Source organism: Novosphingobium sp. SL115, from assembly GCF_026672515.1.
Classification (GTDB): domain Bacteria; phylum Pseudomonadota; class Alphaproteobacteria; order Sphingomonadales; family Sphingomonadaceae; genus Novosphingobium.
In genome coordinates, this window is record NZ_JAPPRG010000003.1 from 615,047 (window position 1) to 632,380 (window position 17,334).

The 17,334-nt window shown below is 62.8% G+C and carries 14 protein-coding genes; 11 read left to right on the forward strand and 3 right to left on the reverse strand.

The genetic code is table 11. The features are described 5' to 3' along the window. Positions 1-125: 125 nt before the first annotated feature. From OVA07_RS18995 to OVA07_RS19030, 8 genes are all read left to right on the forward strand, one after another. On the forward strand, positions 126-1,070 hold the full coding sequence (locus tag OVA07_RS18995; protein WP_268173261.1) for a fumarylacetoacetate hydrolase family protein: 945 nt from the start codon (positions 126-128) through the stop codon (positions 1,068-1,070). After that, the gene (locus OVA07_RS19000) at positions 1,067-1,582 is read left to right on the forward strand and encodes a cupin domain-containing protein (RefSeq protein ID WP_268173262.1); all 516 of its coding nucleotides are present in this window, start codon (positions 1,067-1,069) and stop codon (positions 1,580-1,582) included. The genes OVA07_RS18995 and OVA07_RS19000 overlap by 4 nt, the downstream gene beginning before the upstream one ends. Then, positions 1,579-2,337: an SDR family NAD(P)-dependent oxidoreductase gene (locus OVA07_RS19005; protein ID WP_268173263.1), complete on the forward strand. Its 759-nt coding sequence runs from the start codon at positions 1,579-1,581 to the stop codon at positions 2,335-2,337. The genes OVA07_RS19000 and OVA07_RS19005 overlap by 4 nt, the downstream gene beginning before the upstream one ends. A gap of 410 nt (positions 2,338-2,747) precedes the next feature. Next, positions 2,748-3,638 (forward strand): hypothetical protein, encoded by an 891-nt coding sequence (locus OVA07_RS19010; RefSeq protein WP_268173264.1) that lies wholly within the window; start codon positions 2,748-2,750, stop codon positions 3,636-3,638. A 19-nt stretch (positions 3,639-3,657) separates the two neighbouring features. Beyond that, positions 3,658-4,131, forward strand: a complete 474-nt coding sequence (locus OVA07_RS19015) for a hypothetical protein (protein ID WP_268173265.1) — start codon at positions 3,658-3,660, stop codon at positions 4,129-4,131. Positions 4,132-4,204: 73 nt separating this feature from the next. Then, positions 4,205-5,263 (forward strand): hypothetical protein, encoded by a 1,059-nt coding sequence (locus OVA07_RS19020; protein ID WP_268173266.1) that lies wholly within the window; start codon positions 4,205-4,207, stop codon positions 5,261-5,263. Positions 5,264-5,358: 95 nt separating this feature from the next. After that, entirely contained in the window at positions 5,359-10,407 is a 5,049-nt protein-coding gene (locus OVA07_RS19025; protein WP_268173267.1) for an isopeptide-forming domain-containing fimbrial protein, read from the forward strand. Continuing rightward, positions 10,407-11,579, forward strand: coding sequence for a hypothetical protein (locus tag OVA07_RS19030; protein ID WP_268173292.1), 1,173 nt, complete (start codon positions 10,407-10,409; stop codon positions 11,577-11,579). Before OVA07_RS19025 ends, OVA07_RS19030 begins: the two co-directional genes overlap by 1 nt. A 1-nt stretch (position 11,580) precedes the next feature. Here the strand turns inward: OVA07_RS19030 and OVA07_RS19035 are convergent, their stop codons facing one another. Continuing rightward, on the reverse strand, positions 11,581-12,492 hold the full coding sequence (locus OVA07_RS19035; protein WP_268173293.1) for a ketopantoate reductase family protein: 912 nt from the start codon (positions 12,490-12,492) through the stop codon (positions 11,581-11,583). 68 nt (positions 12,493-12,560) lie between these two features. Beyond that, positions 12,561-13,466 carry a LysR family transcriptional regulator gene (locus tag OVA07_RS19040; protein WP_268173268.1) on the reverse strand — a complete coding sequence of 302 codons (906 nt, stop codon included), beginning with the start codon at positions 13,464-13,466 and terminating at the stop codon, positions 12,561-12,563. Between the two features lie 92 nt (positions 13,467-13,558). Between OVA07_RS19040 and mdlC the strand changes: the two genes are divergently transcribed. From mdlC to OVA07_RS19055, 3 genes are read left to right on the forward strand one after another with little or no spacing between them, the layout of a single operon-like run. Further along, positions 13,559-15,115, forward strand: a complete 1,557-nt coding sequence (mdlC, locus tag OVA07_RS19045) for a benzoylformate decarboxylase (protein WP_268173269.1) — start codon at positions 13,559-13,561, stop codon at positions 15,113-15,115. Positions 15,116-15,117: 2 nt separating this feature from the next. After that, a complete protein-coding gene (locus tag OVA07_RS19050) occupies positions 15,118-16,470 on the forward strand; it encodes an aromatic ring-hydroxylating oxygenase subunit alpha (RefSeq protein WP_268173270.1) in 1,353 nt (450 codons plus the stop codon). After that, positions 16,467-16,967 (forward strand): aromatic-ring-hydroxylating dioxygenase subunit beta, encoded by a 501-nt coding sequence (locus tag OVA07_RS19055; RefSeq protein WP_268173271.1) that lies wholly within the window; start codon positions 16,467-16,469, stop codon positions 16,965-16,967. Before OVA07_RS19050 ends, OVA07_RS19055 begins: the two co-directional genes overlap by 4 nt. Before the next feature lie 2 nt (positions 16,968-16,969). On the opposite strand, the gene OVA07_RS19060 is transcribed toward OVA07_RS19055, so the two are convergent. Beyond that, on the reverse strand, positions 16,970-17,334 hold a 365-nt coding region (locus OVA07_RS19060), incomplete at its 5' end, for an EAL domain-containing protein (protein WP_268173272.1).

Consider the following 17,334-nt stretch of genomic DNA (forward strand, 5'->3'; position numbering starts at 1 on the left):
TGCAGGAAGCCCCCGGCGCGGACCATCGCATAGTATCGATGCGAGACTATCGACCGAATGCCTTTGTCCTGTCAGGACCGGCTGCTTATCGGCATGATCGAAACAGAATTGGGAGAATTCAGGTCATGCGTCTGGCCACTTTGCGCGACGGGACCAAGGACGGGCAACTGGTGGCGGTTTCGCCCGATGGCGGGCGCTACGCGATCGCGCCGGTGCGGACCTTGCAGGAGGCGCTGGAGCGCTGGACCGCGGTTGTCGACGAACTGGCCGCGATCAGTGATTTTCCCGAAGTTCTGGATACGGCGCAGCTTGCAGCGCCACTGCCACGCGCGTGGCAGTGGCTGGATGGATCTGCCTTTCAAAGCCATGGCGATTTGATGGACGCGGTGCTGGGCGTTACCAAGCCCAAGGCCGACAAGCCGCTGATGTATCAGGGCACGTCTGACAAATTCTATGGCCCGCATGACGAAGTTAAGTTCCTCGACGAGGCGCTGGGCATCGATTTCGAGGGCGAGTTCGGGGTGATTGTCGATGCGGTGCCGATGGGCACCAGCGCGGTTGACGCGATGGGCCATATCCGCCTTGTGGTTCAGATCAACGATTGGTCTTTGCGCACGCTGGCGGGGCCGGAAATGAAGACCGGCTTTGGCTGGGTGCAGGCCAAACCGCCGTGCGGCATGGCGCCTTTCGCGGTGACGCCCGACGAACTGGGCGACGACTGGCGCAATGGGCGCGTGTGTCTGAACCTGAATGTCGACTGGAACGACCAGCGCTTTGGCGCGGCCAATGGTGAACCGATGGGGCATGGCTTCCATGAACTTGTTGCCCATGCCGCGCGCACGCGCGATCTGGTGGCGGGCACGGTGATCGGGTCGGGCACAGTATCGAACACCAATTTCCGTGAAATCGGATCATCGTGCATTGCCGAACGGCGCGGGATCGAGGTGATTGACGAAGGCGCTGCGCGTACCGAGTTCATGCGGTTTGGCGACAGTGTGCGGATGGAGGCGGTGGATGGCACTGGTCGCGCGCCGTTCGGGGCAATTCAGCAAAAGGTGGTGAAGGCATGAGTGACGTGATTTCAGATTCCGGTCTTCCCCCGGTCCAGCGCGTGGTCACTGGCCACAACGAACAAGGCCGCGCGGTGTTCAAATCCGAAGACGTGACGCCGACGAAGATGATCCCGTCGGGCGATGCGTCTTTCCTGCTGATCTGGACCACGCCCACCGTTCCTGCTGACAACAACGACGAAACCGATGGCCGTCACCGCGATGCGGGGCTGACGCTGGATGGCGGATCGGTGATCCGCGTGGTCGATATGCTGCCGGGCAAGGAAAGCCCGATGCACCGCACCAATTCGATCGATTACGGCATCGTGCTGGAAGGCGAGATCGAGCTGGAGCTGGAAGACGGCGCGAAGAAGACGGTGCGGCAGGGCGGCATCATCATCCAGCGCGGCACCAACCATCTGTGGCGCAATACCACCGACAAGGTCTGCCGCATCGCCTTCATTCTGATCGAGGCACCGGCTTACCTGCACAACGGGCAGCCGCTGCCCGAAGACAAGCCGGACCATAAGTGACCACCCTGTTCGATCTTTCCGGCAAAGCTGCCATCATCACCGGATCGACGCGCGGTATTGGCCGCGCGATTGCCGAAGCGATGATAGCCGCTGGCGCGCGCGTGGTGATTTCCAGCGAGAATGCAGATGATACCGCGCGTGTGGCGGCGGAACTGGATATGCCGGGCTTTGCCTGTGACGTGACCGATGACGCCGCATTGGCGGGGCTGGTCGATTTTGCACTGGCCAACCTGGGACGTATCGACGTGCTGGTGTGCAATGCCGGGATCACCGGCAGGGCAGGGCCGTTTGCGGACATCGATATGGATGATTATGCGCGGGTCATGGCGCTGAATCTGCGCAGTCAGGTGGTGCTGTGCAATCTGGCGCTGCCGTATATTGCAGACGGTGGCGGCGGTGCTGCCGTGCTCATGGCCAGTCTTTCAGGGTCACGCGGCAATGGGCGGATCAACGCCTATGCACTGGCCAAGGCGGGCGTGGCGCAACTGGCGCGTAATCTGGCGGTGGAATGGGGGCCAAAGGCGGTGCGGGTGAACGCAATTTCACCGGGCTTCATCGCCACCGAACTTTCCGCGCCTTTGCTGGATAACCCTGATTTCATGGCACGACGCATGGGCATGACACCGTTGCGCCGTCCCGGCACGCCAGCCGAGGTGGCCGGAGCCGCAGTGTTCCTTGCATCGGCAGCGGGCGGGTTCGTTACCGGACACAATCTGGTGGTCGACGGTGGCACGCTGATTACCGACGGATCCTGAGCCGCGCGACGGCTAAAGCACCTCTGACAACCCGAATCACGGTCTCCCGGTGTCATTGGAGCGCACTTCCGCGAACTGCGGCGCCCGGATGCCGCAAAAGAACCGTTCTGAACGCAAAATTTTTAGCACCAATTTGGTTCAAATTAGCAGAAATAATCTGCAACAATATGAGCGACATAGAAAATGGTTATCGCAACCATGTTGACAATGGTTAAGGTAAATCACCAAGCCCGCTAGCGCTAAAGTTGGTTTCATGAGCAACCTGATTTCAATCGCTTACTTCTAATTAACTATCTCGACCGAAATGCGTAGGTATGACTACGCACCACACCGTCTCCCGCCGCTCAGCATGCCTTATCGGGTGCACGCTGGCTTCCCTGTCACTCCCCAGCGCAGCGTATGCAGCAGGTGTGCTTGCCGGTACGCTAATCGAAAATACCGCGACCGCAACATACACCTCCGGCTCTTCGGGCGGCACGGTCACGTCGAACAAGGTTACCGTCAAGGTCGATGAACTGCTGGATGTTGCCGTAGCGACGCTCAGCACGACACCGTCTTCGGCCAGTTCGGCCCCCGCAGTTCTAACCTATTCGGTAACTAATGCGGGCAACGGCCCGGAAGCATTCAACCTTGTGGCCAATCCTCAGGTGTCCGGAAATGCCTTTGACGGCACTGTCACCGCAATCGTTTTAGACAGCAATGACAACGGCGTATATGATGCTGGCGTCGATCAGGTGCTGACATCGGGCGCGGCAACACCGGCGCTTTCGCCTGACGGTGCGCTGAAAGTGTTCGTACTGGTCACCCTGCCCGCAGGGGCCAGCGATGCCCAGACCAGCCAGGTTCGCCTTGTCGCTTCGGCAGTCACCGGCACTGGAACGCCCGGCAGCAGCTTTTCGGGCCAGGGCGAAGGCGGCGGCGATGCGGTTGTCGGTCTGACCACGGCGTCCGCCAATTCACTCGCCAGCCTTGTCGCCAGCCTTGCCAATGTCGCGCTGACCAAATCGGCGGTGATCGTCGATCAGTTCGGCACTGCCAAGCCGGTGCCGGGCGCGACCGTGACTTATACCATTGCCGCCAATGTCACCGGCAGCGGATCGGCCGAAGGGCTACACATCGTCGACGCCATTCCGGCGGGCACCACCTATGTCCCCGGTTCGCTCAAGCTGGATGCCAGCGCGCTGACCGATGCGGCGGACACCGACGCAGGCGTTGGCGGCACCAGCGGCATTGATGTCGCGCTGGGCACGATTGCTGGCGGTTCCACCCGCACCGTCAACTTTGCCGTCACCATCAACTGATAAAGCAGGACGTATTGCCATGAAGCACAAGTTTCTGACTGTCGCCTTCGCTGCCGCAGTCCTCGCCAGCCCATCGCTCAGCTTTGCGCAGGGCAATGCCGTGTCGCTGACCGGCGATGTAAAGCTGGAAAAGACAGTGACCGAAAACGGCGCTGCTAAAGTCGTGTTGAGCGACCCCAAAGTGGTCGTTCCGGGCGACACGCTTCTGTTCAGCACTGCCTATCGCAATGACAGCGCGCAGGCCGTTACCAATTTCGTGGTGACCAACCCACTGCCGACTGCTGTTACGCTGGCACCGGAATCGGCCGCCACGCTGGAAGTTTCGACCGATGGCGGCAAAAGCTGGGGCCAGCTTGCCGCGCTGAGTGTGGCCGATGGCAAGGGCGGCCAGCGCGCCGCACTGGCCAGCGATGCCACGCATGTTCGCTGGACCATCCCGTCCATCGCACCGGGCGGCACCGGCACTGTGAAATATCACGCTATCGTCCGCTGAACGGCGGAGGGGGAAGGCCGCCTTGCCTGTGGGCGGCAGTAAAAAGCGCAGGCAATTCAGTGGAGCATAACCAATGACGCATCGCAGCAAACTGCTGGGCGCGGCGGGCATTCTTGCGCTCGCCGTTCTTGGCGCAAACCCGGCGCATGCCGCCGGCACTACCGCCGGTTCTACCATCACCAACACCGTTTCGGTAGCGTTTCAGGTGGGCGGCATCAGCCAGACCGGCACTTCGGCTTCTGACACGCTGACCGTCGACCGCAAGGTCAACGTGACGGTTGCCGAAGTCGGCACCACCACCACCACGGTTTCGCCCGGCCAGACGTCGGCGGTAACGACGTTCAGCGTCACCAACTCGTCCAACGCGGTGCTCGACTTTGCCCTGACCGGCCTTCAGCAGACCGGCGGCACGGCTGCGCATTCGGGCACGGATTCGTTCGACGTCACCAATGTCCGCATCTATCGCGACGCCAACGCCAACGGCATTTACGACAGCGGCACCGATACGCTGGTCACCTACCTGGACGAACTGGCTGCCGATGGCACTGCCACCGTGTTTGTGGTGTCCGATGTTCCGCTCAGCCTTGCCACGGGCAGCGTTGCTGCGGTTACGCTGACCGCGACGGGCCGTGAAGGCGGCGCATCGGGCAGCACTGGCGCGGCGCTGGTCCAGACCACTGGCGGCAATACCGCAGGCATGGACACCGTGTTTGCTGATGGCGCAGGCGCAACCGATTCCGCGCGCGACGCAGCCTATTCGGCCAAGGACGATTACACCGTGCTGGCTGCTGCACTAAGCGCTGCGAAAACATCGCGCATCATCAGCGATCCGGTGAATCTGACCACCAACCCGAAGATGATTCCGGGCGCGACGATCGAATATTGCATCGCGGTCAGCAACGCTTCTGGCAGCGCCACGGCAACGTCGATTGACGTGAACGATCCTCTGCCAGCCAACATCACTTATGACAGCGCCTATGGCATCAAGACCAATGGCACCGTGGTTTCGGGCGTTTGCCAGGCCGACGGCGCCGGTTCGGGCACATTTGCGTCGAACACGGTCAGCGGCACGCTGGCATCGGTTGCGGCGGGTGAAACCAAGACTGTTCTGTTCCGCGCGACGATCAACTGATCTCCGCGCTTCGGGAGAGGGGCGGCGGCATCCGGGGGGATGCTGCCGCCAACCCGATGGCCCGAAAAAATCACAGATAACCAAGAAAAGACAAAATGTTCGCATCGATTCACACATTCGGGAGAAAGCTGGCGCTGCTGCATGCAGCGCTGCTTTTCGTGATGTGTGGATCGGCGCAGGTGCAGGCGGGCACTATCAGCAACACCGCCAGCGCGCGCTGGACGCAGGCCGGGGTTGATCTTTCGGCGCAGTCCAACACCGTTTCGTTCGATGTAGCAGCCATTCAGACAGGCGCGCAGGCCAGCATTTCGGTACTGTCTTCTGTCGCCGGTACGAGCGCTGCATCGCTGACCGCCGGAAGCTGCGGCGGAAAGACCCTGCCGATGGTGCAGGTGGATGCTGCCGCGCTGGGCGCAACCGACGGCAGTTCGCTGGCCAGCATTTCCATCGGCCAGCCGGTGATCTTCCGCATCGTGGTCCCGCGCGAAACGCTGAACCCCGGTACTGTGGATACGGTGACGGTCACGCTCACATCGATGAGCGGCGACAGCGAAACCGTGACCGTTGCCGAATCTGGCGCAGATACCGGCCTGTTCTATGGCGCGCTGCCGACCAGCGCGATTCCGCCCCAGCCAGTGACCGGCGATTGCCGCCTCAGCGTTTCGGCGGGCGACAAGGTCACGCTTGATTTTCACGGTTCGGCGGGCAGTGGGCTTGTCGCGCATACTGTGGTCGATGTTCTGGCCGATCCGTTCGGCATCGTGTTCGATTCCGAAGATGGATCGCCGGTGGATGGTGCGCGCGTCACTCTGGTCAATGCCGCCGATGGCCGTCCTGCCCGCGTCTTTGCCGACGATGGCGTCACGTCATGGCCCTCATCGATCATTACCGGTCAGGATGTGATCGATGCCGCAGGCAATGTCTGGCCGATGCATCATGGTGGCTATCGCTTTCCACTGGCCGCGCTGGGCACCTATCGCCTGAAGGTTGAACCGCCCGCACCTTATACCGCGCCATCGCAGCTTACCCCGCGCCAGTTCGAAGGATTGACCCGCCCCGATGGTGGCGAACTGGCCATCCTGCCCGCATCGTTTGGCGAAGCGCTGACCCTGGCCACGCCCGAAGCGATCCGTGTGGACATCCCGGTGGATCGCCCCGCCGTGGCGGTAACGCTGGCCAAAGTCGCGTCGCGCCAGATCGCGCAGCCGGGCGACGCCGTGCTTTATACCGTTACCGTGCGCAACACCGATGCCGCCCGCGCCAAACGCGGCGTGGTGGTGACCGACAGGCCATCGTCCGCGCTGCGCCTGCGCCAGACCAGCGTGCGCATCGATGGCAAGACTGCGCCCGATGGCACAGTGACGACCGATGCCGATGGACAGACGCTGACCATCACGCTGGGCAACATCGCCGCAGGCGCATCGCGCGTGGTGACATATGCCATGACCGTGCGCCCCGATGCGACGGCGGGCCAGGCAGTGAACCGGGTCGAGGCCATCGACGCACGCGGCCTTTCGGCCACCGCCAGCGCCGCCGTGCGGGTGGAACGCGACAATCTGACCGCCACGATGACGCTGATCGGCCGGATCAGCGCGGGCGAATGCACCGTGACCGGCGCGCGCCGGGGCATCGCAGGGGTGCGCGTGGTGCTGGAAGATGGCAGCTTTGCCGTCACCGATGCCGAAGGCCGCTATCACTTTGAAGGCCTGATGCCCGGCACCCACGTGGTCGAAGCGCAGGACTCCACGCTGCCCGCCGGTGGCCAGTTTGTGGATTGCGCCCGCTCAACCCGCAGCGCAGGCAGCGCGACCTCGCGCTTTATCACCGGGCAGGGCGGCAGCCTTGTGACCGCAGATTTCGCCGCAGTCGTGCCGGAAAGCACCGCCGATACCGGCAGCATTGCGCCCGCGCAGGTTGAAGATACCACGGGCCGCATCGCCGCAGGCGCGGAAACCGAATGGTTGGAGCTGGGCGATGGCCCGACCGATTTTCTGTTTCCCACTGTGGACCACAACCCGCGCGCGCCCACCGTTCGCGTCGTCATCCGCCACCGGAAGGGACAAAGCGTCGACTTGCGCGTCGATGGCAAGCCGGTGGACAAGCTGGCGTTCGATGGCGCACGCATTGCGCCTGCGGGTTATGCCGTCAGCATATGGCGCGGCATTCCGCTGACCGGCGACGATACCGTGCTGGATGCACAAGTGCGCAATGCCGATGGTTCGCTGGCACAGGCGCTGCACCGCACTGTCCACTTTGGTGCCACCCCGGCACGGGTCGAAGTGGTCGCGGAAAAATCGCACCTGGTGGCTGATGGGCAGACCCGTCCAATGGTGGCCGTGCGCGTGTTGGACCGGGCTGGACGCCCGGTTCACGCCGGAATTTCCGGGCCGATCACGCTTTCGGCACCCTATGAAAGCGCGCAGGCGCTGGACGCCATGCAAACTCGCGTGCTGTCTGGGCTGGACCGCGCGCAGCCGACATGGACGGTCAAGGGTGACGATGGCATCGCGCTGATCGAACTTGCCCCGACCATGGTCAGCGGCGGGCTGGACCTGACGTTCCAATTCAACGACCGTGACGTGAAGCGCCAACAGGTGCTGGAAGCGTGGATCGTACCCGGCGCGCAGAAGTGGACGCTGGTGGGCCTTGCCGAAGGTGCAATCGGAGCAAAGTCGATTGCCGACAATATGCAGCGCAGCGCCGATTTCGACAGCGACCTTGGCGATCATGCGCGCATCGCGCTTTATGCCAAGGGCCGCATTCTGGGCAAATTCCTGACCACGCTGGCCTATGACAGTGCCAAGCAGCGCGATGAACAGCGCCTGCTGGGCGGGCTTGATCCCAAGGCCTATTACACCGTCTTTGCCGATGGATCTGATCGTCGGTTCGACGCCGCCAGCATGAACAAGCTGTATCTGCGCATCGAAAGCGACAAGGTGCGCGCGCTCTATGGCGATTTTGCGATCGGCTTCAGTCACAGCCAGCTTGGCCGTTACGAACGCACCGTGACCGGGGTAAAAGTGCAGGCGCGTGCCGGGCAGTTGCGTGCCGAAGGCTTTGCCGCAAATGTCGCCACCAGCCACCGCCGCGACCAGATTCCGGGCGGTGGCATTACCGGACCCTATCGCCTGTCATCGCGTGCGATGGTCGCCAACAGCGAAACCGTGACGATTGAAGTACGCGACCGGTTCCGTTCGGAAATCGTCGTCAGCAGCCAGAGCCTGACCCGCTTTGTCGATTACGATATCGACCTGCTTTCAGGCACGATCACCTTTAAGCAGCCAGTGCTCAGCCGCACTGCCGATCTGAACCCGCAGACCATCGTGGTCGATTATGAAATCGATACGCTGCGCGGTGGCGAACTGAATGCTGGCGTGCGCGCCGAATGGCGCAATGCCGATGAAACCCTACGCATCGGCGGCACCGCTATCACGGACAAGGGCGATGGCGCACGCACCGATCTGGCCGCAGTCGATGCCAAGCTGCTGATTGGCACCACCACCGAACTGCGCGCCGAAGCTGCTGTCAGCCATGCCACGGGCGAAGATGCCAAATCGGCTTGGCTGATCGAAGCCGAACGCCACGATCAGAAGCTGGACCTGCTGGCCTATGTCCGCTCGCTCGATGCCGATTTCGGGCTGGGACAGGCCAGCACCGGCGAACTGGGCCACCGCAAGTTTGGCGTCGATGCCAGCTACAGCCTGAACGAGGCATGGTCGGTCGGCACGACGGCATGGTATGACGACAGTCTGACCGACACGTCGCACCGCGATGCCGTGCAACTGCGCACCATCTGGAAAATGCCGTCGACCGAGGCCCGCCTTGCCATTTCGCGCTATGGCGAAAGCCGCGCCGATGGCACGGGCGGGGCCACTACGCTGATCGAAGCGGGGGCCACGCGCCGCCTGTTCGACAACCGGCTTGAACTGAACGCATCGGCAGGGTTCGCACTGGGCGGCAGCGATGAAAGTTCTTACCAGCCGCCGCGCTACCGGCTTGGCGCGCGCTATGCACTCACCCCCGACGTCCGGCTGATTTCGGATTACGAAGTGGCCAAGGGCCGCTTTACCGCAGCCGATGGCACCACCACGGCCAGCGACACGCGCACCTTGCGCGCTGGGCTGGAAGTGGCACCGTGGACCGGGGCGCGTCTGGTCGGCACGCTGGGCCAACAGGCGATTTCGGAACAGGGCAAGCGCGCCTTTGCCGCCTATGGTCTGGCGCAGTCGCTGCCCATTGATGCGCACCTGACGCTGGATGCCAGCATTGATGGCAATCGCGTGGTCGGCGGGCGGGGCTTTGCCACCACCACGAGCACGGCCACCGTCGGCGCATCCACATCCAGCACCGTGGCCGAAGATTTCACCGCCTATACATTTGGCGCGACATGGCGCGAAGGCCGCTGGACCGCCACCGCACGCGCCGAATTGCGCGATGGCGATGTGGCACGCCGCCGCGGGGTAACGCTGGGCGTAATCCGCCAGCTTGCCGAAGGCACCGTGATCGGCGGCGTGGCGACGTGGACCAATGCCGAGGAAACCACCGGCGCAACAAGCAAAGTCGCCAATGTCGCGTTGTCTTTGGCGCACCGTCCCGCCAATGATCCGCTGGCGTTTCTGGCCAAAGTGGAACTGCGCGACGACACCGTGACCGACGCTGTGGCTGGCAACGCATCGGGCACGGCCCTATCGGTCGACGGCGATGCCCGTTCGCGCCGCCTGCTGGGCAGCATTTCGGCCGATTGGGCGCCGCTGGGCCGTGATGACGAAGCCTTGGTTCAGCGCACCGAAATCGGCCTGTTCGCTGCCGCGCGCCACAATCTTGATCGCTATGATGGCCTCGACATTGCGGGGAGCACGTTGATGGGCGGCATCGATATGCGCATCGGTCTTGGTGATCGCTTTGAACTGGGAGGCACCGCCACCGTTCGGAAAGGCCTGTCGGATGGCACTGCCGCCTTTGCCTTTGGCCCGCAACTGGGCGTTGCCCCCGCCAGCAATGTGTTTGTCGTGTTCGGCTACAACATCACCGGTTTTCGTGACCGCGATTTTGCCGCCGCGCGCTCGACCCAAAAAGGGGCCTCGGTCCAGATTCGCATGAAATTCGATAGCAATTCGCTCGGTTTTCTGGGAGCGCGCCAGTGATGCGCCGCCTTTGTTCCGTCATCCCTGCACTTGCCGCGCTGGCCTTTGGCAGCACCGCCTATGCGGCATGCGATACCGCCAACAAGTTCGTGTTCAACTATTCCTCGCGCCCGACAGCAACTCTCAGCTATGGCCAGACCTACAGTTACAACGCTGCAAACGGAGGGGGGGCCACCCGCGCTTTTACGGTGGCAATTGCGCAGAACGGGCTGTCCAGCACGCAGGCTGGTGGTGTCCAGATGCCTGCCATCGGCACATTGGTGTCGGGTGCGTCGGGCGCCAACGACCTGATTTTTGGCGGCACCTTTTCAGGCCGCACCGCCAATATAACCAGCACTACGCGCGTTATCACGCTGACGTTCACTTTTACCCAGCCGGTGCGCGATTTTGCGATGGTGACGCACGACGTTGACTTCAGCGCCAACCAGTTCCGCGACTGGGTGCAGGTTACCGGCAGTGATGGTACGACGACATATACCCCTGTGCTTTCAACACCATGGGGCAATGGCAACGCCACCGGGCAAGCCCGCACGGCCAGCGGTTCGTCGCTGACTGTGGGCACCGCCACATCGCCGATGACGCTTTCCGCCAGTCAGGTGGGGGGCAGCGGAACGTCCGAGAACAATTCGGACACTGGCACGCTGAACGTCAGCTTTGTCCAGCCCGTAACCAGCATCACCTTCAAATATGGCAACTATCCGCTGACATCGGGCGAAAGCGCCACCGGACAGCAGGCCATCGGCATTGGCGGGATCAGCTTCTGCCCGATGCCAAGCCTTTCGGTCACCAAAAGCTCTGCCCCGGCCAGCGGCACTTACGGTGCCTATAACATACCCGGCAATGACGTGATCTACACCCTGACTGTCGCCAACACCGGCGGTAGCCCAATTGACGCAGGCAGCATTGTGCTGACCGATGCGCTGCCCGCCAACACCGTGTTCCGCAACAGCGCGTTCGATGGCACCACCAGCCTGCCGGTCAAAGTGGTGTCGGCAGGCGGGACCACCATTACCGGGACCAACATCACGTACAGCCAGTCCGGCAATGGCGCTTTCAGCTATACTCCCGCATCGGGATACGACGCGCAAGTCGATGGCATTCGGATTGCTCCATCGGGTGAACTGGCGGCCAATTCAACGCTGAGCGTGCAGTTCATGGCGCGGGTTAAATAGGTTACGTTCTCTCACCGATTCTCACCATATCAGTTATAATTTGCAGGGCAGGAGCCGCTATGCCATGGCGTGCGCCAATGGCCAGCACCGCCCCGTTGATCGTCTCGATTTCGGTGAGTCTTCCGGCAAGACGGTCCTGCAGCATCGACGGTTTGTGCCCGCGATGGTTGGCAAGCGCGAAATCGACCTTGGCGTCCAGCCGTGCCCGGTCAATCGTCACACCTTGCGCTGCGGCAATCATCACGATTTCGTCAATCACGGCGCGCGCAGCATTGCGCCCCGGCGGCGTATCCAGCCCGCCCACCGGCAATCCGCTGACCGTGCACAGCGCGTTCAGAGCGGCATTGAAAGCAACCTTTTCCCACACCGCCACTTTCACCTGATCGTCGGCGCGGGCGTGCAGGCCCGCGCCTTCAAACACCGTCGCCACGGCCATGGCGCGTGCATCTGCGCCATCAGGATAATTGCCCAGGAAAATATGGCCTTGCCCGTGCGAGACGACGTGGTTTTCCCCTTCCAGATCGGCGGGAAAATCGGTCACCCCCCATAGAATCGCATCGGGCGGAAAAACCTCGGCAATAGCTTCTGCATTGCCAAGGCCGTTCTGCAGGGTCAGCACCATGCAACCGGTTTGCGCCAGATGCCCGACAGACCGGATGGCGGCGGCGCTGTGCAGCCCTTTGGTGAACAGCATCAGCAGATCGACCGGGCCACGCACGTCGGCGGCTGCCGCAGCAGTTACCTGACCGACATGGCTACCGTTATCATCTTCCAGCACGATGCCTTCTGCTCCGATGCGCGCCAGCCGGGCTGCGTCAACGTCGACTACGGTCACCGCATGTCCGGCCAATGCCAGCCGCGCCGCGAAAAGGCACCCCATCGCGCCCGCACCGACAATCACAATCCGCTGCATCACCCAACCATCCCCTTACGCACACGCATGCACACACGGGCGAGAGTGGGGGCGGGCAACGGAGCCGGTCAAGCCACCAGCGGAAACAGATCGACAAAGCGCCGCGCAGCTTCGGGCAAAAGCCCCGTGCGGCGGCGGTGCAGCAGGAAGCCACGCTCCATCGCCAGTTCCGGCACGTCGATCCGGCGCATGGTGCCGCTGGCGACATGGGCGGCCAGCAACGGTTCGGGCAGCCAGCACAAAAGGTGGCTGCGCCCTGCAACCGCAATCATCGCTTCGACCGATGCGGCTTCCACCGCCACGCGCGGCATGCGCAGGCCATGTTGGCGCACGATGCGTTCAAACGTCGTGCGTGGGGTAAAGGCGCGGCCGGGCATAACCCAATCGTGCGCCAGCACGGCGGCAAGGCCCGGTGACGAGGGCAGGGGATGGTCGTTTGCGCCAAACACGGCAAAGCGATCGCGATAGGCCCCGGCGCGATAGGCACTGGGGCCGATCTGCACCACGTCGGCATGGTCCAGTGCGCTGGCCGCCACCACCAGATCCACCCGCCGCGTCACCAGTGCATCCAGCAGTTCGCCGTCCACTGCTTCCACCAGTTCCACGCGCAACCCCGGTGCCTGCGCCAGCAATGTGCCCACCGTTTGCGCCACCAGCGTCCGCATCACCGCCGCCACCGCGCCAATCCGCACCACCCCGCGCTTCAATCCGCGCAAGGCGTCCAGTTCATCGCGCGTTGCCTGCATTTCCGAAACGATGTGGCGGGCGTGGGTGGCCAGCAGATCGCCCGCAGGGGTCAGGTCCATGCCCTTGCCACCCCGGTCAAACAGCGGGTGCCCCAGCCGCTGTTCCATCGCCTTGACCAATCGGCTGAGCGATGGCTGCGTCAGGTTGGCGACGCGCGCGGCACGGCCAAGACTGCCGGTTTCGGCAACGGCAAGGAAGGCGCGCAACTGGCGTTCGTCAAAATCCATGCGTTCAGCGTATGACTTTGACGCGCATTTGCAATTGTTTCTAATGCCTGGTCAGGTCATCCTGGGCCAGAAAACAAGCACCGGGAGAACACATGCCAACCGTTCGTGATGTGACCATCGGCCTTTTGCGCGATCTTGGCATGACCACGGTATTCGGCAATCCCGGCTCTACCGAACTGCCTATGTTCCGCAATTTCCCGCGTGATTTCCGCTATATCATGGGGCTTCAGGAAAGCGTCGTGCTGGGCATGGCCGATGGTTATGCGCAAGCTACGGGCCGCGCCGCCGTGGTCAACCTGCATAGCTCTGCCGGCACCGGGCATGCGCTGGGCAACCTGTTTACCGCGTTCAAGAACCAGACCCCGCTGGTGGTTACGGCAGGGCAGCAAGCGCGGTCGATCCTGCCGTATGAACCGTTCCTCTTTGCCGAACGCGCCAGCGAATTCCCTCGGCCTTTTGTGAAATGGTCGTGCGAACCGGCGCGTGCCGAAGATGTGCCCGCAGCGCTGCACCGGGCATGGCTGGTGGCGATGGAGCCACCCTGCGGCCCGACCTTCGTTTCGATCCCAATCGATGACTGGGACCGCGATTGTGAACCCTTCACCCCGCGGACCGTCCACGCCGCGCGTATGCCCGATATGCGCGCGATGGCCGCCTGCGCACAGGCACTGGCAGGCGCGCGCAATCCCGCCATCGTGGTGGGGGCAGGCGTGGCGCGCGATGGCGCGTGGGGTCAGGTGGTCGAACTGGCGCAGCGGCACAATGCCGCCGTGTGGGTTGCGCCCATGTCCGCCCGGTGCAGCTTCCCCGAAGACCATCCGCTGTTCGCCGGGTTCCTGACCGCCGGGCGCGAAGCGATTGTCGCAACGCTGGCCCCACACGATTTCGTGCTGGCGCTGGGCGGGCCAATGAACCTCTATCACGTTGAAGGCCATGGCCCACATATGCCGCCGGGCTGCGACATGTGGCTGATTGGCGACAACCATGTCCATGCCGCATGGGCACCTGCGGGCACCGCAATCATCGCGCAATGCGACAAGGCGCTGGACCTGCTGCTGCAAGCACCGCCGCCCGCCGTCCGTCCCGTGCCACAGTTGCGCACCTTGCCCCCGCGCCTTGATGGCAGCGCGATGACCGATGCCTATGTGTTGCAACAGATCGCCGCGCTGCGCAGCGCGGACAGCGTGATCGTTGAAGAAGCGCCGTCCAGCCGGGGGCCGATGCACGACCGCCTGCCCATCGTGCGCAAGGATACGTTCTATACCACGGCCAGCGGCGGGCTGGGCCACGGGCTTCCGGCGGCGGTGGGCATTGCCATGGCGCGCCCAGCGGACAAAGTGATTGCCGTGCTGGGCGATGGTTCAGCCATGTATGCCATTCAGGGGCTGCACGCAGCGGTTCAGCACGGGGCGGCAGTCAGCTTCATCATCCTGAAAAACAACCGATACGAAGCGCTGCACCACTTCGGGCGGCATTTCGGCATACAGGAACTGGTCGGCACACAATTCCCCGAACTCGATTTTTGCCTGCTGGCGCAAGGGCATGGGGTTGCCGCCCGCCGCGCCACCGATGCCACCAGCCTGAATGAAGCGCTGCGCTGGTCATTCGCCGCCGATGGCCCCACGCTGGTAGAAGCGGTGGTGCTGTGACCATGCAGATATCCGACCTGATCGACGATCGCCCGGCTGATGGCGTGTTCCGCATAAACCGCGCGATCTTTACCGACCAGCGCGTGTTCGATGCCGAAATGCGCCTGCTGTTCGAAGCGGGCTGGGTGTTTCTTGGGCTGGAATCGCAAGCCGCCGGTCCCCACGATTTCTTCACCACATTCGCAGGTCGCGTGCCCATTCTGGTCCAGCGCGATGGCGAAGGCACCTTGCGCGCTTTCATCAATTCGTGCCCGCACAAGGGGGCAAGGCTGGCGCAAGTGCGGCAGGGCAATGCACGGCTGCACGTCTGCCCCTATCACAGTTGGACCTTCGACAGCGCCGGACGCAACAAGGCGGTGAAATGGAAAGCGGCGGGGTGTTATTCGCCTGCGTTCGACACCGACGATCACGGCCTTGCCGCGCTGCCGCATTTTGCCAACCATCGCGGCTTCCTGTTCGGCAGCCTTTGTGCCGAAGTGCCGCCACTGGCCGATCATCTGGGCGAGGCGGCCAAGCTGCTCGATCTGGTGGCGGACCAAAGCGCGGAGGGGCTGGAACTGGTGCCGGGGCAGGTTACCTTTACCTATGAGGCGAACTGGAAGCTCCAGCTTGAGAACTGTTCCGACGCCTATCACTTCACCTCGGCCCATCCGTCCTACATCCGCGTGCTGGAACGGCGGCAGAAAGAGATGAGCGGCGATGTCGTGGCATCGGTGTGGGAAAACAGCGACTACTGGAAGGAAGACACCAAGGGCGTTGGTGGCGGCAGCTATTCGTTTGCCAATGGCCATGTGCTGAACTGGGGCGTGTTTGGGGTGACGCCTGCGATTCCGCTGTATGAAAGCGCCGACGAACTGGGCCGCCGCGTGGGCGAGGCCCGGCGCGACTGGATGTTCAACATGCGCAACCTGACCATTTTCCCCAACCTGCAAGTGGCAGAAAACGCATCGAGCCAGTTGCGTGTGATCCGCCCCATCGCGCCCGGCCGTACCGAAATGCGGACATGGTGCATCGCGCCCAAAGGGGAAAGCGCCGCCGCCCGACGCCAGCGCATTCGCCAGTATGAGGATTTCTTCAATCCAACCGGCATGGCGACGCCCGATGACACGGTATCCTATGAGAACTGCCAGATCGGCTTTTCCGGAACGGCAGAGCCATGGCTACAGGGCTATGCGCGCGGAATGACCGCCAGCGTCGCAGGCGGCAACCGCTTTTCCGACCGGATCGACCTTGCCCCGCAGGCCAGCGTGCTGGCAGATTCGCAACTGTGCGATGAAACGCTGTATCATGCCTATTACCGCGCATGGGCGGTGCGCATGATGCCAGCGTTCAATGGCGGGGAGGGTGCCGCATGACAACGCCGCTCACCCGCGCGCAGGCCGAAGACCTGCTATACCTTGAAGCATTGCTGATCGACACTGGGCGCTTTGCACAATGGCTGGACCTGTTCACGTCCGATGTGGAATTCTGGATGCCGGCATGGCGCGATGAAACCACCATCACACAAGACCCGGACAGCGAACTTTCTCTGATCTACTACAAGGGCCGCCGCAATCTGGAAGACCGGGTGATGCGCCTGACATCGGGCCTGTCTACCGCTTCATCACCCCTGCCGCGCGTGGTGCATCAGGTGACCAATGTGCTGGTCACCGCCAGCTATGCGGATGGCGCTGATGTTTCCGCCGCCTTTACCTGCCACCGTTTTGACGTGCGCATGAACCGCGCTGATTGCTTCTTTGGCCGCTACGAATATCGGCTGATCCCGACAGAAGCGGGGTGGAAAATCGCTGCCAAAAAGATCGTCCTGCTGAACGACACGATCCCTACCGTGGTAGATATCAACGCGATTTAGGGTCAGCCCACGGCCACGCGCGCTGGTGCTGGCTGAAGCGACGCCAACAAGCCTTGCACGTCAGCGCCGGGCACGGGACGGCTTATCAGATAGCCTTGGATCATGTCACAGCCTTCCTTCTGCAGCGCGTCGAGCAGTTCCTGCGTTTCCACGCCTTCGGCCAGGGTTTCCATGCCCAGCGCATCGGCCAACGTGGTAATGGCACGGACAATCGCGTGGGCGCTGCCACCTTCCTCCAGCGCGCGCACAAAGCTCTGGTCGATCTTGATCTTGTCGAACGGGAACGACCGCAAATAGCTGAGCGAGGAATAGCCGGTCCCGAAATCGTCCAGCGCCACACGCACGCCCAGCGTCTGCAGCGAATGCA